Origin of the sequence: Dyadobacter sp. 3J3 (assembly GCF_009801115.1) — a bacterium.
GTDB lineage: Bacteria > Bacteroidota > Bacteroidia > Cytophagales > Spirosomataceae > Dyadobacter.
In genome coordinates, this window is record NZ_VTOL01000003.1 from 363,701 (window position 1) to 385,081 (window position 21,381).

Below are 21,381 nucleotides of genomic sequence, written 5' to 3' on the forward strand. Positions count from 1 at the left end.
TTACAGGAATCAATTTCTGTTGGTTTTTACTAATAGGTTCTCTCTTATATCACTACTCAACGGGTTTTATCGTCTTCCGGCTTTAATGAAGCAATAGTCAGTCTAATAGACAATTAGCGACATTTTGCTTTATGGGAAGATTATGTGCCAATCGCGCACATCACTGAATAAATTATCAGTTTCAACCCAACTTAATTTATGATGTCAGCTACTTTCTCCAAACGTTTACAGCCCAAGGATTCAGAATTACACATGCTTGATGTACCTGTTTCACACGTTCTGAATCACAGAATCCGGATTTTCAATAGTGCGCATACTATTGCCAAAATCATTATCCAATCAATTTCAACTTCTGAAAAGGCGAAACCTGAATTTGCTTTTAGACTGGGATCCATCCGGACCCTCGGTTGAAGACACTTCGAACCTAACAGATGAGTAATCCTTTAATCATTTCTAAATCAAAAGTTTATGAAATCAAATTTTATTAATGTTTTTCTTCTAAAAACAGCCTCACCGCTCTCTGGCAACCAATTCAGGTTTAGAGAAAATTCAAATCCACCTTTTCAGTTAATTCAAAAAATTTACCTCATTTTCTTCATTTTAATATTTTCTTCCGTTTTTAACAAAACGCTCTCCCAGTGCTCCATTTCTCAGGATTTCTCAACAGTGATTGTCACTTCGGAAACTCAGGCAGCCAACTCCTGGTATGTAGATCGATACGCCCCAAACGGATTTAGCTCTCCATCGCCAGATTTGGGAGGCGGAATTTTAAAACATTCAATCCGTGTTGCTGATGCCGCAGTAAATAGGCCAGCCAATTTCCAAACGGCTTTTTACAATACTCAAGGCAGAAAATACGATTTCCCCTTCATAGCTAAAACAATGAAGGTTAAGTTGTATATACCAGCTGACTGGGCGACTGGCGGCGGAAAAAGATGGGCTGGATTGTGGGGAACGGCTGTGGACGCATCCAATACACCGGTTGGATTTCCCATTATTGAATTTACATCAGAAGGTGGGCCACAGTTCAGAGGCTACAATGAAAATAATGCTTCTTGGCTGAATTTAGGTTTGCCAACCGGTTTTACTTACAATAGCTGGGTAACTCTGGAAATAAAATTGCTCCCATCCGGCGAATTCGAATATAAAGTTGGAGATAAAACGGCCCAAACAACGGCATATGCCTCTTACGCAACAACAGGAATTAATGCCGGTATTTTACAAGGATATAATTATGCCCGGGGAACCGCGAACGACGCATCAAATTCCGGTATTGATTATGATATTTATTGGGATGACTTTGCAGCTCAGGCAGGTGATGGACTTGTAGTAAATACATCAAAAGGTATAAATTATTGCAGCATACAAGCGGCTGTGAATGCCGCCGATCCGGGTAATGTGATCAATGTTTCTGCCGCCATTTTCAATGAAGAAGTTACAATTAATAAGCCGCTGATAATAAATGGCGCAAATGTTGGCGTTGCTGGAAACGGTACACGTGCTACTGAATCCATAATTGATGGTAACAATGGTTCAAGAAGCGGCTTTATAGTACTTGCAAATAATGTAACGATTGATGGATTCACAATTCGTGGTGCGGCAGGAATCTATAATTCTGGTGTTTACAGTAGTCCGACAACGAGTGGCCTGACTTTGCAAAACAACATTATTACCGATAACCTGATAGGAGCATATCCATCTTCCAACGGAGCTTCGTTCGTCAAAAACAATTTGTTCTATGCCAATAATCGCACGGGTGCAGCAGGAGGAGCAGGTATTTATGTTGAGGCTACGAATACATTGACCATAGAAGGCAATGAATTTAAAGGTCATACGATTAACTCGGCCGCCATTTTTGCATCGCTAATAACTAACGCTCACCAGAATCTCGTTTTCACGAAAAATTATATACACGACAACAACAACGACAATTCGATGGTGTATTTGGCGGGTGTAACGAATGGCACGATCAGCTATAATACAATTATTCAGTCCGGGACAACAGCTATAAAAGTTGCAGGAGGAAATACTAACATCACTCTGATAAACAACCTTTTGGATGGAAACGCAACAGCTATAAAAATTCAGAATGACGGAGCCGGAGCCAATGTTGGAACGCAGGCACATGAAAACAGTCTTGCAAGCGTAAAATCAATTGATAATCTGGATGTTGCCATTGTCAACGCAAGTTGTAACTGGTATGGAAGCAGTGTACCAACAGATGTTACCGCAAAAATTTCCGGCCCGGTAAGTTACATTCCATTTACAAATGCCGGAACTGATAGTAATGGATCAGATGTGGGTTTTGTACCAGCACCTAATACCTGTATCTATCTGATTCATAACGTGACACATCCAAAAGATTTTGGAACGATTCAGGAAGCAATCAATGACCCGGGAACACTTGCAAACGATGTTATAAAAATTGATGCAGGAACATTCAATGAGGTACTGACAATTAACAAATCCCTGACTTTTGAAGGTACTAATAAAGATGTTTGCGGTACTGCAACCCGGACGGCAGAAACAATTCTGATTGCCCCTGCAAGTGGATCAGCCTTGTTGGGATTAAGCGGATCAGTTTCGATCATCATTAATGGCGTGAAGATTGATGGTAATGGCGTGGCGAACATCGCGCAGCCAAATCAAAATCTTACCATTAAAAATTCTGTTCTGGAACTGGATTTTGTCGCAAGTCAGAATAATATTTATTTCAGTTCCAATACTTTGGTTTTGGAATGTAATAGCCTGCAAGCCATTGCCGGTGTTAATACGGGTGGAAGTTCATCACACATATTTTTTGCAGGTTCCACTTTTACGGCAACAAATAACAGATTAACCTCCGAAGCTGCAAGAGCCAGTATGGTCAGTAATCCAGGCACAACCAGTTTGCCAGTCTGGCTGAACATTACAACCAACGCAAATAACGTGAACGTTAACCATAACGAATTCACAAAAATTGACATTGGAATATTGCTTGCAGATAATGCGGGAAATGTTAAAATCGAAAACAACGAATTCAAAGAAGCCAACCGGGAGATACTTCCCAACGGAAGCGGTATGGGCGCCGGAATTGCGATTTACGAAAATCTTGCTCCATCCGGTCCTATTTCAATCAATAATAACAAGTTCATGAACAGTGAGACCGGTATCCGTACGTCAGGATCGGGAACATCTTTTCCGGCCTCTAATTTATTGTCGATCCGTTACAATTCATTCGAATCCATGAGTGATAAGGCGATCCGGATCAGCAATAGTTACGGATCCTCCGCATCCAATTTAAGCGCTTTATGTAACTGGTTCGGTAATGTGACAGGACCTTCGCTTATAACTACAAATCCAGGTGGAGGCGGAACCCAAATCCTGGATGGGAATAATAAGGTTTCTTATAAAAACTGGCTTATTTACGGAACCGACGCTGATAATGCCCAACTCGGTTTTCAGTTGCCGACAACCTTAAATGTATCTCCTGGCAGTAATGTATCAGTCGCTGAAAACCATTACAGAATTTTGAGTAATGCGATTGGCTGTGTCACCAGTAACCAAACACTTACACTTTCGGGAACATTTGATTATACCAATGGCATTGCGAAAGACGAATGGGCAAAAGGTAATGACGGTATAACTCAGGGCTCAACTTCTGCATTTGCGATAGGAAGTGGTGACGATTACACAATTCTGGCTCCTTCCCCTACTGAAAATGTAGTAATCACCGCTGCTTCACTTGGCTCAGCAACGATACAAGGCCCAGGAGATCTTGGTAATGTTTCTCTGGAATCTTTTATCTTCTTCAATGGAAATACGCCCGCAAGCACTTTCAAAGCATGGACGCTCTCCAACCTGACCATCAACAATTTTGATGCCTCGATAGCTGCCGATAATAATAACGGCTCCACTACTGCCATGACTGATTTCAAAGTGCTAAACAATGAAATTTTAATTCCAAAAGATTTAAATCAAACCAGCGAAGCCAATAATTTACAAAACATTGGCATCCATTTAAATTTTGGTAAAAATCAGGAAATAAAAGGGAACAAAATTGTGATGGATGGAACTGGCGTAAGTGACGGTGCAACCTCCTATTCAAATTCTGTTGCTTTGCAATCTGCTACAAGCGGCGGCGATATTTATGATGGATTGAAAATCCAGGATAACACCATTCATGTGACCGGAACTCCTAATGCAGCTCCGGCAAGAATCATCGGGATCTGGGAAAATTCAAATAATCAGACTTCAAGCATTGATATCAGCGGAAATAAATTTGTCAACGATGATGCAGGAAACCTGGCTGAAAACAATAATCAGCTTGCATTCCGAATCACTTCGTTTTCAGAAAGTTCAAAGAAAGTTGTTTATCAAAACAATGAGATATCAGGTTTCAACCGTGGAATCGAATGGATCGGCGATCCTTTTTCTCAGTATAACGCCAATTTATATGCGAGCACGGCCTTTCCTGTCATTATAAAAAATAACAAAATAGACAGGGTAAAATTTGGAGTAACGGTAAGAAAAGATCCGGCGAGTCCAAACAGTGGTTCACCTGCTGAAATTATAAATAACAGTTTTACAAATATTCCGAATGCCGGGTTTGCAATAGGTAACACAGGTACAGGGGCTACACTTGCAACTTGTAACTGGTATGACAATCCGTTAACTGTCAACGTGATCAGTGCGACCAATGGCGGCAGTGTAACCTATTTGCCAAAATTAGCCAATGGTAATGATGCAAGTGGTTCAGCAGGTTTTCAGCTTGACGGATCCAATAATTGTGTACTGCCAGTTTATAACGAAACGCAGGCACATGATTATTTAACAATTCAGGAGGCGGTAAATGCAGCAAATACATCTGACATCATCCGGGTAGGAACTGGAATTTACCCTGAAAATGTGATTGTTAATAAATCTGTAAAAATTTATGGTGTAGACAGTACCAACGTAATTGTCGACAAGGGCACAGCCAATTATGCTTCAACCGGCGGTGTTGGTTTTTCACTTCAGGCAGACGGAATCATTCTTAATCTGATGACGGTAAAAAACTTTGACAATGGTATTGAAACAGGTACTGATATCACCAACGTGACCATAGATGCGATGAATCTGAATGAAAACTTTTCAAATGGATTCTTTGGCAAACGCACTGTAACAGATTTAACGATCAAAAATAGTAACCTTAATGCTAACGGCTATAAACTTGGAGTTCAGTCCGCCTCGGGGTACAAACGCGGTATTATGTTTGAATCTCAGGGAGGATCAATCAATAATTTAATTATTGAAAACAACAATGCCGATAATAATGGACTTGTAGGAATTGATATTTCCGGCCTGATACCTATCAACGGAATAACGATCAATAATAACAGCGCCAGAAATAATTTCGATTCTCAAATCGGTGTTTCGCTGGGTAACAATTCGCTAAGCAGTCCGCCGGTTATTATAACTGGCAATACCGTTGTCGTATCAAAAACGGCTCGGTTTGGTATTGAAATAAAAAATCCTATTGGAACAGGTTCTGCTTCCGGTAATGGCAGCATTAAAGTTTCCGGTAATAACATTTCGCTGGCTTCCCACCTCGGCTCTGCAAGAGATCTGGCTGCAATAGCAGTTATGAGAAGAAAAGACGGACATGCCGTTATCAATGACCAGCCCCAGGGAGTTCAGGTTTTAACAAATACAATTACAGATTTTCAAAATGCAAGCGGAGATGCTTTCGGTATTGTTTTGGGAGGAACGGGGCATTTGGTAAGTGGTAATACGATCACAAATACCAAATATTCAATTCAGGTTCAGAAAGGAAATACGGATTTTGCTACTAACAACAGCGCACCAAACAGTTCTGATTTCTATTTTGAAAGAGACAACTCTGCTGATGTCTGCGTTGAATTTGGCACAAATACAATAACCTCTTCCGGAGCACCAAGACTGGTCACATCAGGAACTGTTTCAACATTCACGTTGCCGGTTGTACGAGTTACCAACACAAATCTGACAACCAGATTCTGCACAATTCAACAGGCAATCGACTTTATGGCTACGGTCAATACGCATGTCATCGTTCCCGACGCTGGTTCGTTTCCTGAAAATGTGGTTGTTAGCAAATCAATTACGTTAAGAGGACCCAATTATACTACGGCTGGCAACGGTTCACGCGTCACTGAAACCGCAATTGTTCCTGGAATAGATAATGTAACAGATGGTGCTCTTGTTAAAGTTACAGCAAATGACGTGACATTGGAAGGGCTTTCGATCGATGGTTCCAATACGGCTTTCCCTTCTGTTGTTGTAATTAACGGATCGCAAACGAATGCAGCTTTCGGAGTATTAGCTTCCGGTAATTTCACAGGACTTACCATCAGGAACAATATTATCAAAAACCTGAGCCAGCATGGTATTGACCTTAGTACAGAAAGTGGTTCTACAAAAGGTAACTTAATCAACAACAACTGGTTCGATAATATTCCAAGATATCATGCAGACGGTTTTTACGGACGGGGGATTTTACTTGCAAATAACTTTTATGCCTCGGTAATCGACAATACTTTCAGCAGAGTAGAGCGGGGAATTCAGACCAATAACTTCTCAAATGCCATACAAACGGGTACCTGGGAAATTAAAGGCAATACGATAAAAGCCTACAACATTGGCTCATTCCTGAACCTGCACTACCAAAATACTTCTGATCTTTTGTTTGAAAATAATAATATTGAAAAAGATCAGACAACCAGAACGATCAGTACCGGCGATGCACTTCCGGATGAGGATTTTACCGGTATGGAAGTATTTTCTATTGGCAACGCTGTGAAAGTATTGGTAAAAGGCGGTACAATTAAAAATGCGGTGACCGGTATTTCTTCATGGAATAACAGTTCGAGCAATCACGTTACCATCGATGGAGTTTCTTTTGACAACAACGTTACAGCCGTTCTTCAATCAAATAATTCCCGTTATAATGACGCCATTGATTCAGAGATTGATGTTAAAAACGTTACGCTGAGTGATGGAAACGCTCAAAAAGCTTTTGTGGCGGAAGATTACACTTCCGGTTCACATGCTTTGAGTTCTATCAATATGGTTAGTAACAACACAATTACAGCCGGTAATACTTTGCAATATCCTTTTTATCTGAAAGATGGATCGAAAGCGAGAATTAAAGCAGGTGGAACGCAGGTAACCTTGTCTACGCAGGACGCTGTAACATTCAGCAATACCGGTACCGCAACTACACCAAACCTTATAATTACCTCAGGATTGATTGTCAATTTAGCCGGTCATGACTTGCGTGTAGTTAATGTTCCGCAAGGTGCAATAATGGAAATTGCCGCTGACTTTACAGCTCCAAACAAGGTTGTTAAAAACCCGGTTCTTGTCAATGGTGGTATTTGGTTTAGCAGTGGAATTCTTAACTCAGGTGATGGCAGTATCGAATTTGGAAATACTGCTTCGGATATCATGACCGGAGATCATCCTGAAAAAGCAGCAAGCTACATTTTAGGAAAAGCCCTGATGGCCAGCAGAAGTATTGGCGGCGGCGCCATTGATATGCTTGGTGTAAAAATGGCATCTGGTCCTGATTTGGGAACTTTGATAATTGTCAGAACTACAACAGCTTCGGGTGCAATAACACCGGCATTCCCCGGAAACGCTTCCATCAGAACAGTTTGGGAGATAACCCCATCCAACACATCTGCAAGCCGCGGCGACGTTCAGTTCAGGTACTTGAATAATCCTGCAAACCTGAATGCACAAGTTCCTACGGGCATTTACGCTTACCGATATAATATTGGAATTTCACAATGGGAGAAAAAATCTGCTTTACGGTCGTCAACTGCCGTTGCTGACATTTACACGACTGAAACATTTGGCGTCGCCCAGTTTTCTTCCTGGACTTTAAGTTCAGTTGAACCAGGACCTGACTTGACTCCTTTGATTGTTATGTCCGACATTGGTTTTATCAAACCTTCGGCTTTAACAAAAAATGCTACATTGAGATTATATAATGTCGGCGGTGCAAGTACTTCTGCATCAGGATTGATAACAGTTTACATTTATCCTCCGAACAATAATTTTAATCTGGCATTACAGTCAAGTCCAGACTGGAATATTGTTTACGATGCCGGCGGAAATTTTTATACGGTAAGTTCTACAAACACAACAATTGCGTATGGAGCCTCCAATTTCAAATCAGTTAATCTGGTAATTACTGCGATAAGTTCGGTTTCAAAAGGCAAATATGCTTTTCAGTTTGAACTTGGTGAAAATTCAGGAAGTGAAAATAACGGTCTGAATAATACAACAGCTGTTGAAGTTACAGTATCCGGCTTGTAGTAATTACACCGATTATAATCGAGGTTAGTTCTCAAACATCTAAATAAAAAGACAATGAAAATTAAATTATTCACATTACCTCTTATCGCAATAATCGGCATTATGCTGAGTAGTAGTATAATTATGGCGCAAGACGTTAATATAGTTCTCCAATCAGGGAATTACAATCTTGACCCGTATCCTTCGTATAGTCCTACTGGAAGTGTGACTGGAACTTATAGCATTAAGGTTGCAAAATCCACTCACACATTCACAAATGGACAATTCACAATTAATGTGGCTTTTCCACCAGGTGCCGTGTATGCTGGCGGCGCTAGTCTGCCTGCCGAATTCACAGTAACAACGGGAGCGACTAATGCTTCGTTTGTAGTAATTTCAATTACAAGTGACTGGTCAGGAACAGGGCCAACTGCTATACGAACTCTTGTGCTGCCTATCAAAATAGTTGGCTCTTCAATTGATCAGCCAACCGGAACTACTTTACAATGGCTGGATCCTTTTACACCTGAAAATTCATCAGGAAATTCCACCGGGTCGCCTTTGAACGTTAGCGCTGCTTTACCCGTTACTTTGAATGCATTTTCTGTATCAAGAGAAGATCAAACCTCGCTCTTATCCTGGTCCACAACATCCGAGGCAAATAGCGACCGCTTTGATATAGAACACAGTTTGAATGCAAAAAACTGGAATCTGCTTTCTTCTGTAAATTCAAAAGGTGAAAGTTCTATTTTGGAAAAATATTCTTATGTCGATACTGATCCTTCCAAAGGAGAAAATTTTTACCGGTTAAAAATGATCGATAGAGACGGTACTTTTGCATACAGCAGAATACAAAGTATAACCTTTGACGGCACGCTTGACAAGTCTATGATTTACCCCAATCCTGCTTCGGATTATCTGAAACTAAATGTTTCAGATTTAAGGAAAATCAAAAGTATAAAGATTTATGATCTGAATGGAAGAGCAGTTTACACCGCCGCTGGCAATGGACTAACCAAAACAATTGATATCAAAAAAGTAAGTACAGGATTGTATGTGGTTGAAGTTGTTAGTTTGAACGGTGAAATCAACACATCCAAAATCTCAATCTTCAAATAAAAACCCTGATTAAAAACAAGAAAGGCGGCTGATGTGGCCGCCTTTCTTGTTTTTATATTGTTCAGATATTCAATTAAATTTAAATAGTAAAGACTTAATACCCCGTATTCTGTTTAAGATTTGTATTATTTCTGATCTCAACCGTTGGGATCGGGAATAAAAGCTCTCTTGCAGTAACCACAGGTCCGTAAGAAAATTTATAACCTACGTATTCATCAAATTGTTTGGTAGCAGTATTAAATCCTTTACGCAGACGAACCATATCAAACCAGGTGACATTTTCGTAACACAATTCATACCAGCGCTCTTTCAAAACCTCGGTTCTGAACTGGTCTTTTGAAAGCCCGGAAAGTGCTGGTAATTGCGCTCTTAATCTTGTTGCGTTAAGCGCATCATAAGCTTTGGTCGTTGGTGTCCCTGCTTCGTTTGAAGCTTCGGCATACATTAACAAAACATCGGCATAACGGATAACAGGCCAGTTCAAATCGCTATTCGCGGTAGTAGTTTGTGCCGCTACATCAAAATGTTTGTAAATAAAATAACCACCCAGATTCACCTCCAGATTCCTATCCGATTGATTGGTAAATTTTGTAAAAAAGAACTGTTTTTCCTTGATACGCAAATCAGCCGGATCGTAAGATTTTATGAAATCCACATTGGCATAAATCCCTCCTGTTTCATCTGAATAAGCCGAGATATTCTTGTTGTAAGGAATGATATAGCCTTGCCATGTCCCCGGAAGAATTTGTGTCCGGAACTGGATCATAAAAATATTCTCATCCACATTTTTCTTCGTCGGGTTGTGAAGATCATCATACGTTGTGAACAATTTAAATTTTTGTGAGTCAATAACTTCCTCCGCTTTTTTCGCAGCCAAAGCATAATATGCGCTGCCTTTTTGCAAAGGATAACCGGCCATTGTCAGATAAACTTTTGCCATCAGCGATTTTACGGCTCCCAAACTTACCTTGCCCGATGCATCTGTCCATGATAATCCGGCTGCCTCAGCCGTGGTCAGATCTTCTACAATAAGTTTATAAATATCTTCCGGGCTTGCTTGCGTTGGTCTCAACTGTGTTGATTCAAGTGAAACAGGCTCTGTGATCAGCGGAATATTTCCAAAGATTTGTACGAGGTTGAAATAGTACCATGCCCTGAGAAAATGCGCTTCTCCCAATAGTTTTTTAGCCTCGGTCTCATCCATTGAAATCGTAGGTATTTTATTGATCGAGAGGTTGGCATTTGCAATACCTTTGTAGTAGGCTGCCCAATAATCTCTCCCGTAACCGTTGTCTGACGTATTTCTCAGATCTTTAACAAAATAACTGTTTACAGCCTGGCCCAAATCCGTAGAAGCCAATCCGGTCGCAAATTCAGTCATAGTCCAATCCGCTCCACCGAAACCGCTGTTCATAATAGGATCGCGCATGGAGAGATAAATGGCATTGACAGAACTTCTTGCATGTTCTGGCTTGGTAAAATAATTTTCTACCGTAAAATTGCTGGGATCGGATTCATCCAAAAAACCGGAACAACCTGCCAGCGATAACGTGCCGGCTATCAATGCCAGCAATCTATATTTTGATACTATCTTCATTATCTTTTCTTTAAAAGTCTACATTAAACTATAATCCAATGTTAAGGCCAAGCATAAATATCCGTGGTTTAGGATAATCATATAGCGTCAGCCCCTGATCGAAAGGGGCACTCGAATTAGAAACTTCCGGATCATAACCTTTGTATTTTGTGACTACGAAAAAGTTCTGCACAGAGCCATAAATTCTCAGACGATCCAGTTTCAATTTGGAAGTAACAGCCGACGGGAATGTGTAAGCCAGTAATAAATTACGTCCGCGAATAAACGATCCATCTGTTACTTTGTGACTATCATTATTGGTAGTATAATAAGCGCTAATCGGTCTGATTTGCGCGATAGACGTATTTTGATTCGTTTCCGTCCACGCATTCAGTACCGTTTTGTAACTATTGGCAATACCTTGTCTGTCTTCTGCGGAGTGAATACTTCTGTCCAGCACGTCATTACCATACATATATTGTAAATCAACGGTTAAAGAAAATCCTTTGTATTGAAACGTGTTCAGGAATGTGCCAAACCCATCAGGAATTCCCTTTCCTATGATCGTTCTGTCATTGTCATTAATCGTGCCGTCGTTGTTAAGATCTTTGTATTTGATATCCCCCGGCAGCATATTGTATTTTTTTGCCAGATCAGCTTCGTTGCTTCCCCAGGTTCCTTCATTTACTCTGCCAAAAAAAGATCCAACCGGAGCACCAACGCGAATCACCCCATTACCTGAGTAAATATCGCTTCCGCCAGACAATGCTAAAACTTTGTTTTTATTGATCGATATATTGAAAGTAGTATTCCATGCGAAATCACCCACTTTAATAATTGTAGAATTTACAGCAAATTCAATCCCTTTATTTTCCATACTGCCAATGTTAGAAAAGATGCTTGCATAACCGCTGCTCAATGGCAATGGAGCATCCAGTAACATATCATTTACTTTTCTGTGGTACACATCAAGTTCGAAATTCAATCGGTTTGAGAATAATCCCAATTCCAGTCCTGCATCAAACTGACGTGTTTTTTCCCATTGTAAATTTGAATTCGACATACGATTAATCCCGATACCAATGTTACGTGTTCCGTCGAAAATCACATCATAATTGGTCATACCAGCAAGTGCCCGATAAGCCGGAATTTCTGAATTCCCGGTTGCACCAAAACTGGAACGAATTTTCAGATTTGAAATGGAAGGAATATTCTTCATAAAATTTTCCTCTGTCACACGCCATGCAACAGCTGCCGATGGGAAAAATGCATAACGATTTGCCGTACCAAATTTGGAAGAGCCATCCAAACGACCGGTAAACGTTAACAGATATTTATTTAACAAACCATAATTCACACGAGCGAAGTAAGAATTTAATCCATAAGCCTGTGCGTTGGAAAGTGGTGCCTGAGGACTTGATCCACCACCAAGATTATTAAATTGAAAGTAAGTATCGCTAAACCCCTGCGTAATGGCACGATCTTCGAAACGATCTACATGTTGCCAGGATAATCCAGCCATGGCATTAAAGGAGTGAATTTTGGCAAATTCTTTATTGTAAGTCAGGTAATTTTCAAACTGCCAGGAATTATACCGGTTATTTCTTATCCAGGCTTCCCCATTATCAGAAATATACTGCATTCCTTTGGCAGCAAAATAATCATTTCTTTGGTTGATGACGTTCGTTCCAATTGTTGACTTTAATTCAAGACCAGGTGCCAAATGGATGGTTGCATACATATTTGCAAGCATTGTTTGCGTCCGTAAGTAATACAACCGGTCTGACGATACACGTAATGGATTATCACCACCTTCCATGCCCGGATAATCCCGGTTGCTCGCCCAGGTTCCGTCGGCATATTTAACCGGAATAATCGGCAACTCTTCCAAAACCTGACGCATCATCGTAATACCGCCCCCATCAAGCTGGTCCACCTGTTTTTCGTTCTGATCAGTGTAGCCAAGGGTACCTCCAACTTTCAGCCAGCTTTTTATTTGTGTATCAAATACAAAACGGCCCGAAAATCTTTTCTGCCACGAACCACGCGCAATTCCATCCTGATTGCGATAGTTCAGAAAGGCCCCATAACTACCTTTTTCATTCCCGTTGGTAATGCCCAGCTGATGGTTTTGGGCGAAGGCTTTTTGAAATGATTCCTTTTGCCAATCCGTATCATAAAGCGGATTTCCCTGGGAGTCAAACAATTTCGGGTTGGTTCTTTTGGTTTTTGGATCTGTATATTTTGTCCCCGTTGCCCATCCGACCGGATCATATTTAGCGGCATTTGCATAAGCAAGATCTTCTACTGCCAGAAATTCTTTTGAATTAAGTACTGCCAATTTTTTTGGTGCAATACCAACACTAAAATCGGCATCGTAGGTTATTTTCCCGCCTCCGGAAGTACCACGTTTTGTTGTAACCAAAATAACTCCGTTAGCACCACGAGCTCCATAAATAGCTGTGGAGGACGCATCTTTTAAAACTTCGATCGATGCAATATCATTCGGGTTAATGTAATCAATCGGCGTGCTGCCATTTTGCAAATCCACAGCGTTAAGAATCACACCATCAATTACATACAATGGGTTATTAGATACACTCAACGAGCTTGCACCACGAATACGAATATTAGCGCGACCACCCGGCCTCCCGGAATTTGAGGAAACATTAACCCCGGTTACCCGACCGGAAAGTCCCTGGTTAAGAGAAGATGCCGGACGTTCCTGCAAAGCCTCTGCTTTTACAGTACCTACTGCACCTGTCAAATCAGATTTCTTTACTGCACCATAGCCGACTACCACAACCTCATCCAGTGCATTTTCGTCAGGAGCCAAATTCAACGAAATTTTCGATTGCGTACCAACGGTCAGTTCCTTGGATTTATAACCTACAAAACTAAAAACCAGCACAGCATTGTCATCCGGCACATCAAGTTGAAATTCTCCTTCCCCATTCGTTGAAGTACCACGCTGAGTACCTTTTACAATGACACTTACGCCTGGTAAACCAGCGTTTTTTTCGTCAGTAACTTTACCGGTTATCGTTTTGTCTACCGCCGTTGTGACCATCGGCCGACTATTCAGCGCATTGATAAGACTAACCGTATTTCCTTCCAAAAGCATCGCCGATTCTTTCTTTTCGCCAGGTGCAAATAAACTGGTTTTTACAGGTTCTTTACCTTCAATAATTACATAGGTATTCTTGCGCGTCTTTTTGTATTTCAGCCCGTTCTGTGAAAGGATCAGGTCAAGATTTTTTTCCAGTGGTTTGGTAAGATCCACCAAACCTGAGACAATATTAAGTTGCCCCACCAAACGATCTTCGAAAACAATTTCGACACCGTAATGCCTCTGAAGATCCAGAAGTGCATTTTTTAATTTCATTTCCTGCCTTACGGTCATTATCTGACGTGGCGGCATGGAGGCAAATGCAATGGTCTGGCTTTGGGCTGTCTGCGAAAATTGCGTCGCAAAAGCAAGCCCAATCCCCACCCAGTGCTTGCTTGATAGTGTTAATTGCATATTGAAAGGGAGTTAGAAATAGTTAGTTATCCGTTATTACAATGGCATTACCGGCAGTTTCAATTTTAAGGTCAAGCACTTCCGAGATGGTTTTTAACAATTCGTCTGCGTCCTCTGTTTTGAAGTTTCCAGTAATGGTGCGCCGTGCTATTTTGTCGTTTGCTATAATAATTTTTTTACCAAAATTCTCTTGGATCATTGCACTGATTTCTATGACTGAAGTAGCATTAAATATAAATCGCTGTTCTTTCCAGGCACTGTAACTTTTGGCATCTATGTCGTTTGTCAATTTGAGTTCACCTGTTTTTTCAAGCGTTACCAGATCTCCGGGTTTCATTAACAACTGCTTTTTTTCGTTTCCACGATCATAATCAATCCTGATCTTTCCATGGCTCAGCGCCACTTTGGTGCCACGTGGACGAGCAAATACAGAAAATTGAGTACCTAAAACTTCCACCTGAAAAGTATCTGACGTTTTCACCACGAAACGCTTATGATCAATGGTATGACTGACAGAAAACTCAGCCTCGCCATCCAGAATAACATTTCGGACAGCGCCATAAAATCCAAATCGTGGGACTTTTAAACGAGAATTTGCATTAAGTGCTACCCTGCTTCCGTCTTCCAGATAGATTTTAGTCGTTTGTCCGTAGGCTGTTTCAAATGTTTTATACAAAATCATATTACTCGAAAACCAGCCCCAGTAAACCAGTATCAAAACCGAGGCAGCTATCAGCCAATACTTTCGGATTTGTATTGCATTTAAAGACTTAACAAACGAAGTATTTTCCTTTGATTCTTTTTCTGTGTTCAGATTATCCTGATTTATCCTTTCGAAAAGGCGGTTCATTGCGTTTTCATGATCCGGTGTAAATTGAGGAGAACGTATTTCCAATTCCAAAAGACATTGGTGGAACATTTCTGTATTTTCAGTATTTTTCAACCAATCTTCCGCAAGTTGTCTTTCAAGCGGATTTGCCCTGCCGGACAAATACTCAAAAAGAATATATTTCAAAGATTCTTCCATGTTGTGTATTTTTCAATTTCAAAGAGATGGGGCCTACAATTTTCAGACAGGCTGAATACTAAAAGCATCGATAAGTAAAAAAAGACAAGGTAAAATCCATTCACCATTCAAGGCCACACGGAGATGTTTTAAAGCCTTTGAGATATGTACTTCAACTGTTTTTGGAGAAATATTCAGTTCCTGAGCTATTTCGTGATATTTCTTACTTTCAAAACGGCTCATCAGAAACACTCTCCGGCATTGCATGGGAAGTTCGCCGATCACTTCGTTTACTTTCAGAAAAAGATGATTATAGTGGATTTCGGCATCCGGCTGTTGCTGCTGTATGGATATCGTATTTTCGGTGTTTACTTCAATGACATCTGTTTTCCCAAATTCTCGTCGTAAATGGGTAAAACACTCATTTCGAACAGCCCGGAAAAGATAGCTGGTATAAGAAGAGGAAATATTCTCATACGATTTTGTACGGTAAAATTGAAAAAAAACTTCACTTACCAGATCTTCCGCAATTTGTTTAGAATAAACAAAACGAACGGCATGGCTGCATAACGGCTTGTAAAACCTTCTGAACAGAAGTTCGAGACCTTTCGACGGGTTTTGTTCGAAAGTAGTTTTCAAAAATAAGGCAGAATCTATCTCCTGTGAACGAGGTTTGTCGTCATGAGACGGTGACAGAAATGGATTTTCTGTTTTGGGTTCTTCATTTAGCAAAGGATCGCGCATTGAGTCTTTATTTTTGTAATAATTATAAGACTTTTTTGCACTAAAATTCCCTTAGTTTGATAAGAAAATAATTGGAAAAATTTATATTAAATATAGAATGACAATTTTCAGATACAGAAAAATCCAGTATTGATCTGTGACTTTTTTATTTACAAAAGTCTAATACGTGATCTTTATCAAGTTTTTTTATATGAAATTGAAGAATAAAATCATCGTATTAATAACGGCGACATTGTTGGCCTTAGCAGGAATAAATCTTATTTTAAATTCGGCATCAACAAAGAATTTTGGTGTAATTCTGGCATTGGCAGGCATACTGACCAACATTGTTGTTTTAGTAATTATGTTAAAAAACGAAAAGTGGCTAAGCGAGCTTTAAAGATTTTCATCAAAAAAAAGCTGAGTTTTAGAGACTCAGCTTTTTTATATAATTACAAACCCCAAAGGGCTCTATAACTTTTCAATTTCATTTTCCGACAAACCCGTCAATTCCCCAATCAGGGAAATTTCCATTCCTTTATTTTTCATAGCCAAGGCGATTTGTTTTTGATTTTCTTCTTTTCCTTCTTTGATTCCTTCTTTAATTCCCTTTTTAATTCCTTCTTTTATTCCCTCTTTTATTCCCTCTTTTATTCCCTCTTTTATTCCCGATGCTCTTCCTTCTTTAATAGCATAATCCATACCATTGTAATTATCCCATTTAATCTTCAAACTTTCGTCGTAGGCCATTTTTTCTTTTCCCGTTAGATTGCTGACTTCTGCAATGTTAAACAATTTGCTAAAAACTGGTTTACGTAAAATTACAGGAATTTTATCTAACCTGCTCATATTCTTCAACAAAAACAGCCAGTTATCTAGTTCTGAACTCAGTTCCTCTTCACTTTTCAAAAATTTGGGAATCTCAATAAATACAAAACCCAGCTTATCGTAGAAAACTTCAAATGTATCCGATTTCATTAATTGTACCCGATGCAAATACTGATCACCATGCGTTTCATCAAAACTGAAATCCATAATACCAATCAGATAAACCGGTTTGAGATTGTAATTCCACTTAGGTCCGCCTTTGGGCGCTTGTTGTGTTATTAAAGATGATGTATAATACAACGAACGGTCTTTAAAATATTCCTGGCGAACACGCTGCATTTCAATGATAAATTGTTCTCCGTTTGAACCTGTACAAAGCAGATCAAAAATAACTTTCCTGTTTTCGTCGGAGTCACCAAAATTTTCAGTTTGATTGTAAGTCAGGTCAATTATTTGCCTTTCTTCTCCCATAATCTGGTTCAGAAAATCAATCAACAAATCTTTGTTGGGCTCAGATCCAAATAATCTCTTAAATCCAAAGTCCGTGAAAGGGTCGATGAATCGCCCTGTTGGTAGAATATCCATTATTTATTTAGTGTATGTGTCTTATTTCAAAACAAAAGTGCAAAAAAGGGAATCAAGTTTTGTAGACTTGATTCCCTCAGGTAATATACGAATATTAGTTCTTACAAATTCTTTGCTTTCATCTGCTTCACCGCATAATCCACAGAACGTGCTGAGAATGCCATATATGTTAAAGATGGGTTCTGGGTTGAAGTAGAAGTCATAGATGCTCCGTCCGTCACAAAAACGTTCTTAGCCGCGTGCATTTGATTCCATTTGTTCAGGATCGATGTTTTTGGATCTTTTCCCATACGCACACCACCCATTTCATGAATATCATTTCCAGGATTTCTATGTCCGTCGTGTGAACGGATATTTTTAAATCCGGCGTTGGTAAACATTTCAGTAACTTGTTCAACATAATCCTTGATCATTTTCTCGTCATTATCATCATAATCGACGTTAATTCTCATCATAGGCATTCCAAAAGGATCTTTTTGAGTCTTATCCAAAGCGACATAATTACTTTCCTTTGGAATAGTTTCACCCATCATATGCGAACCAACACTCCAGTTACCATATTTTTTATTCAGCAAACTATTCTTTAAAGATTCGCCAATATCACTTCGATCTGAATAAGTCATCCTGTCAGCTCCAAAGCCTGCTGCATATCCTCTCAGGAAATCTGTTTCCTGTTTGTAAACATTTCTGAAACGTGGAATATAACCACTGTTAGGGCGACGACCATCTGTTGTCGAATCCAAAAATCCTTCATACTCTCCTGAAATCGAAGCACGATAATTATGGAAAGCAACATATTTACCAAGTACGCCACTATCATTTCCCAAACCATTTGGAAAACGGGACGAAATCGAATTCATCAGAATAAGGTTGGTGTTCAGTGCTGCGGCATTGACAAAAATAATGTTGGCATAAAATTCCATCATTTCTTTTGTATTTGCATCAATCACGCGGACACCGGTTACTTTTTGTTTTTTGTCATCATAAATCACAGAATGCACAACAGAATGAGGGCGTAGGGTCATATTTCCGGTTTTCATCGCCCAAGGAATTGTCGACGCGTTACTACTGAAATATCCTCCAAACGGACATCCTCTCTCACAAATCGTCCGATTCTGGCATTGTGCACGTCCCTGATCCAGGTGAATTTGCTGCGGATCGGTTATGTGTGCCGCACGGCCAATGATGATGTGGCGATCTTTGTACTGTTTGGCAACTGATTCTTTAAAATATTTTTCTACACAATTTAAATCATGCGGTCTCAAAAATTCCCCATCCGGAAGTGTATCAATTCCATCTTTGTTTCCGGTAATTCCTGCGAATTTTTCCACATGACTATACCAGGGAGCAATATCGTTATAACCGATCGGCCATTCTACGGCAAATTTATCTCTGGCCGGACCGTCAAAATCAAACTGGCTCCAACGCTGGGTTTGTCTTGCCCAAAGCAATGATTTTCCACCAACCTGATATCCCCGGATCCAGTCAAAAGGTTTTTCCTGGATGTAAGGATGTTCGTTATCCTTGGCAAAAAAGTGTTGGGATGATTCCTTGAAATTATAACATCTGCTCGCGATAGGATTTGCATCCGTAACCTCTTTTGGCAAACGCTCCCTATGTTCAAATTCCCAAGGCTGCATGTTTGTAGTCGGGTAATCTACTATATGTTTTACATCCCGGCCACGTTCCAAAACCAAGGTTTTCAATCCTCGTTCGGTAAGTTCTTTGGCAGACCATCCTCCACTAATCCCTGAACCAATGACGATAGCGTCATAAGTACGGGCCTTTTCACTATCTATATTAAAATTCGCCATTTTCGTATTTTCTGATTCTTTTTCTAATCTGAGTCCTGAGTTATTACTTATTTTTCAAGATAAAATCACCCTTTCACAACGGGAACGCAACCATGATATCTTGCAGGAATAAATTCAAAATGGGTCAGATTTGTCATAACATATTCAGAGGACATATATCCCTGAATTGTCAGGTTTTTCAATAACCCAAAGAAACTTTTTGTTTCTGAATCACTGCTTTTTTCCGTTTCCTGCAAAAGTTGTAATTGCTGGGCCTTGGAAGCTTCTGTAAAAGATTTTCCAAAACTTTTACTGCTTTGAGCGTCCAGACCTGCAATTCCCTTGTCGAAAGTATCTTGTGTTTTTTTATCGTAACAATCAGTCACCATACGCCGAACAAATGTTGCAACGCCCAGCTCACCCGCACCGGGCGTATCGGTTGCAGGAATAATTGCATCCACAGCTCCCTTCAAAATTTCAGCCTGCCCGGCACCAGAAAACTTTACTTTCCCAAGTGATGAATCATTCCATCCCGAAGCCCAAACTGGTAAACTTACCATCGCTCCCATGGCTGCTGCCATACCTTTAAGCGCTACCCGTCTTTCCATTTTTTTATTATTCAACGATTTAAATAAAACTATAAGTTTAAATCACTTCTTTTTCTACTCTTCCAGAAAATCCAGATCCCGGCCATGCGTCTCAGGAATTGTCAATATGGAATAAAATCCAAGGACAAAACAAATTACCCCAACAAGTGCACCGGAATCAATTACTGAAAAAGAGCCCTTAAATCCGGCAAACAATGTGGTCATCACTACCACCATTCCACGAACCATATTGGGCACAGTAGTTGCGGCCGTAGCTCTTAAATTAGTACCGAATTGCTCTGCCCCGATCGTAACAAACATGGCCCAGTATCCGATCCCGAAACCAAGTAATGCTGCAACGGTATACAAGTTCGAAGCTGTTTTTATTCCGGTATACAAATAAATACCGCTGCATATTAACGTAAAAGACATCATAATAAATACAGCCTTCTTCCGCGATTCCAGCCAGTGGCTTAAAAAACCACTTAAAAAATCCCCCACGGAAAGTCCTACATAACACCACATGATGGATAATCCTGGTTTTATTGGTTCTGTAATACCCAGTGCTTTACCAAATTCATTACTAAAAGTGGCCAGAATACCTATGACGAACCAGGTTGGAAGACCAATTCCGATACATTTCAAATATCGAAAAAATCTGTCTTTATTTGTAAACAGCGCAAAAAAGTTACCTTTTGCGATATGCTTCTGGCTTTTAACACCTTCAAAAATCCCAGACTCAAAAACACCGATACGAAGCAAAAGCAAAGAAATCCCTAAGCCTCCGCCAATAAAATAAGCATTTCTCCACGCGAAAAATTCAACCGTAAAATAGCCTACAATTGCTCCCAGCAAACCGATTCCGGCTACAAGCGAAGTGCCAATTGCCCGTAAATGTTTTGGCAAAATTTCGGAAACCAACGTAATACCCGCACCAAGTTCACCGGCCAGCCCTACACCTGCAACAAAACGAAGTAATTTATAAGTGGTAGGATCCTGAACGAAACCGCAGGCAATATTGGCAAGGGAATACGTGATGATTGAACCAAAAAGTACAGAAAGTCTACCTTTTTTATCTCCCAAAACGCCCCAAAGAATTCCGCCAATGAGTAAACCCGTCATTTGCCAGTTTAAAATACTGGCTCCGGTCAATGAAATTTCCGCTTCGGAAAGCCCCAGAGAGGCAAGACTTGGCAGACGGACGATCCCGAAAAGTAATAAATCGTATATATCAACAAAGTAACCCAATGCAGCAACGATAACAGGTGCACTGAAAAGATGTGAGAGGTTTGAGCGAGGTGATACCAGACTATTCATTCTGTAATTAAAAATTTTTCAGG

The 21,381-nt window shown here is 40.1% G+C and carries 12 protein-coding genes; 4 read left to right on the forward strand and 8 right to left on the reverse strand.

Features of this window, described 5'->3' with window-relative positions:
* Positions 1 to 198 precede the first annotated feature (198 nt).
* From FZF08_RS08520 to FZF08_RS08530, 3 genes are read left to right on the forward strand one after another with little or no spacing between them, the layout of a single operon-like run.
* Complete coding sequence (locus FZF08_RS08520; protein ID WP_159468212.1) at positions 199 to 411, forward strand: hypothetical protein; 213 nt, start codon at positions 199 to 201, stop codon at positions 409 to 411.
* Positions 412 to 468: 57 nt separating this feature from the next.
* A complete protein-coding gene (locus FZF08_RS08525; RefSeq protein WP_159468213.1) occupies positions 469 to 8,322 on the forward strand; it encodes a right-handed parallel beta-helix repeat-containing protein in 7,854 nt (2,617 codons plus the stop codon).
* 54 nt (positions 8,323 to 8,376) lie between these two features.
* Positions 8,377 to 9,420 (forward strand): T9SS type A sorting domain-containing protein, encoded by a 1,044-nt coding sequence (locus tag FZF08_RS08530; RefSeq protein WP_159468214.1) that lies wholly within the window; start codon positions 8,377 to 8,379, stop codon positions 9,418 to 9,420.
* 94 nt (positions 9,421 to 9,514) lie between these two features.
* Here FZF08_RS08530 and FZF08_RS08535 read toward each other — a convergent pair whose 3' ends face one another.
* The 4 genes from FZF08_RS08535 to FZF08_RS08550 are packed head-to-tail and all read right to left on the reverse strand — an operon-like array spanning position 9,515 to position 16,269.
* Positions 9,515 to 11,017, reverse strand: a complete 1,503-nt coding sequence (locus tag FZF08_RS08535) for a RagB/SusD family nutrient uptake outer membrane protein (protein ID WP_159468215.1) — start codon at positions 11,015 to 11,017, stop codon at positions 9,515 to 9,517.
* A 28-nt stretch (positions 11,018 to 11,045) separates the two neighbouring features.
* Entirely contained in the window at positions 11,046 to 14,519 is a 3,474-nt protein-coding gene (locus FZF08_RS08540) for a SusC/RagA family TonB-linked outer membrane protein (RefSeq protein ID WP_159468216.1), read from the reverse strand.
* Between the two features lie 22 nt (positions 14,520 to 14,541).
* Positions 14,542 to 15,546 carry a FecR family protein gene (locus FZF08_RS08545; protein WP_159468217.1) on the reverse strand — a complete coding sequence of 335 codons (1,005 nt, stop codon included), beginning with the start codon at positions 15,544 to 15,546 and terminating at the stop codon, positions 14,542 to 14,544.
* Between the two features lie 42 nt (positions 15,547 to 15,588).
* Positions 15,589 to 16,269, reverse strand: a complete 681-nt coding sequence (locus tag FZF08_RS08550; protein WP_159468218.1) for an RNA polymerase sigma-70 factor — start codon at positions 16,267 to 16,269, stop codon at positions 15,589 to 15,591.
* Positions 16,270 to 16,459: 190 nt separating this feature from the next.
* On the opposite strand from FZF08_RS08550, the gene FZF08_RS08555 reads away from it, so the two are divergent.
* The gene (locus FZF08_RS08555) at positions 16,460 to 16,648 is read left to right on the forward strand and encodes a hypothetical protein (RefSeq protein WP_159468219.1); all 189 of its coding nucleotides are present in this window, start codon (positions 16,460 to 16,462) and stop codon (positions 16,646 to 16,648) included.
* 71 nt (positions 16,649 to 16,719) lie between these two features.
* On the opposite strand, the gene FZF08_RS08560 is transcribed toward FZF08_RS08555, so the two are convergent.
* The 4 genes from FZF08_RS08560 to FZF08_RS08575 form a co-directional block, all read right to left on the reverse strand.
* The gene (locus FZF08_RS08560) at positions 16,720 to 17,661 is read right to left on the reverse strand and encodes an Rpn family recombination-promoting nuclease/putative transposase (RefSeq protein ID WP_159468220.1); all 942 of its coding nucleotides are present in this window, start codon (positions 17,659 to 17,661) and stop codon (positions 16,720 to 16,722) included.
* A 101-nt stretch (positions 17,662 to 17,762) separates the two neighbouring features.
* Positions 17,763 to 19,475 (reverse strand): GMC oxidoreductase, encoded by a 1,713-nt coding sequence (locus FZF08_RS08565; protein ID WP_159468221.1) that lies wholly within the window; start codon positions 19,473 to 19,475, stop codon positions 17,763 to 17,765.
* A 65-nt stretch (positions 19,476 to 19,540) separates the two neighbouring features.
* Positions 19,541 to 20,062 (reverse strand): gluconate 2-dehydrogenase subunit 3 family protein, encoded by a 522-nt coding sequence (locus FZF08_RS08570; RefSeq protein WP_229216461.1) that lies wholly within the window; start codon positions 20,060 to 20,062, stop codon positions 19,541 to 19,543.
* Positions 20,063 to 20,116: 54 nt separating this feature from the next.
* On the reverse strand, positions 20,117 to 21,358 hold the full coding sequence (locus FZF08_RS08575; RefSeq protein ID WP_159468222.1) for an MFS transporter: 1,242 nt from the start codon (positions 21,356 to 21,358) through the stop codon (positions 20,117 to 20,119).
* Positions 21,359 to 21,381 lie beyond the last annotated feature (23 nt).

Excerpts from the sequence above, each read along its gene's own strand:
- FZF08_RS08570 (WP_229216461.1), bottom strand. The coding sequence starts at position 20,062 with ATGGAAAGACGGGTAGCGCTTAAAGGTATGGCAGCAGCCATGGGAGCG.
- FZF08_RS08520 (WP_159468212.1), top strand. The coding sequence starts at position 199 with ATGATGTCAGCTACTTTCTCCAAACGTTTACAGCCCAAGGATTCAGAA.
- FZF08_RS08535 (WP_159468215.1), bottom strand. The coding sequence starts at position 11,017 with ATGAAGATAGTATCAAAATATAGATTGCTGGCATTGATAGCCGGCACG.
- FZF08_RS08530 (WP_159468214.1), top strand. The coding sequence starts at position 8,377 with ATGAAAATTAAATTATTCACATTACCTCTTATCGCAATAATCGGCATT.
- FZF08_RS08575 (WP_159468222.1), bottom strand. The coding sequence starts at position 21,358 with ATGAATAGTCTGGTATCACCTCGCTCAAACCTCTCACATCTTTTCAGT.
- FZF08_RS08525 (WP_159468213.1), top strand. The coding sequence starts at position 469 with ATGAAATCAAATTTTATTAATGTTTTTCTTCTAAAAACAGCCTCACCG.
- FZF08_RS08550 (WP_159468218.1), bottom strand. The coding sequence starts at position 16,269 with ATGCGCGATCCTTTGCTAAATGAAGAACCCAAAACAGAAAATCCATTT.
- FZF08_RS08555 (WP_159468219.1), top strand. The coding sequence starts at position 16,460 with ATGAAATTGAAGAATAAAATCATCGTATTAATAACGGCGACATTGTTG.
- FZF08_RS08540 (WP_159468216.1), bottom strand. The coding sequence starts at position 14,519 with ATGCAATTAACACTATCAAGCAAGCACTGGGTGGGGATTGGGCTTGCT.
- FZF08_RS08565 (WP_159468221.1), bottom strand. The coding sequence starts at position 19,475 with ATGGCGAATTTTAATATAGATAGTGAAAAGGCCCGTACTTATGACGCT.
- FZF08_RS08560 (WP_159468220.1), bottom strand. The coding sequence starts at position 17,661 with ATGGATATTCTACCAACAGGGCGATTCATCGACCCTTTCACGGACTTT.
- FZF08_RS08545 (WP_159468217.1), bottom strand. The coding sequence starts at position 15,546 with ATGGAAGAATCTTTGAAATATATTCTTTTTGAGTATTTGTCCGGCAGG.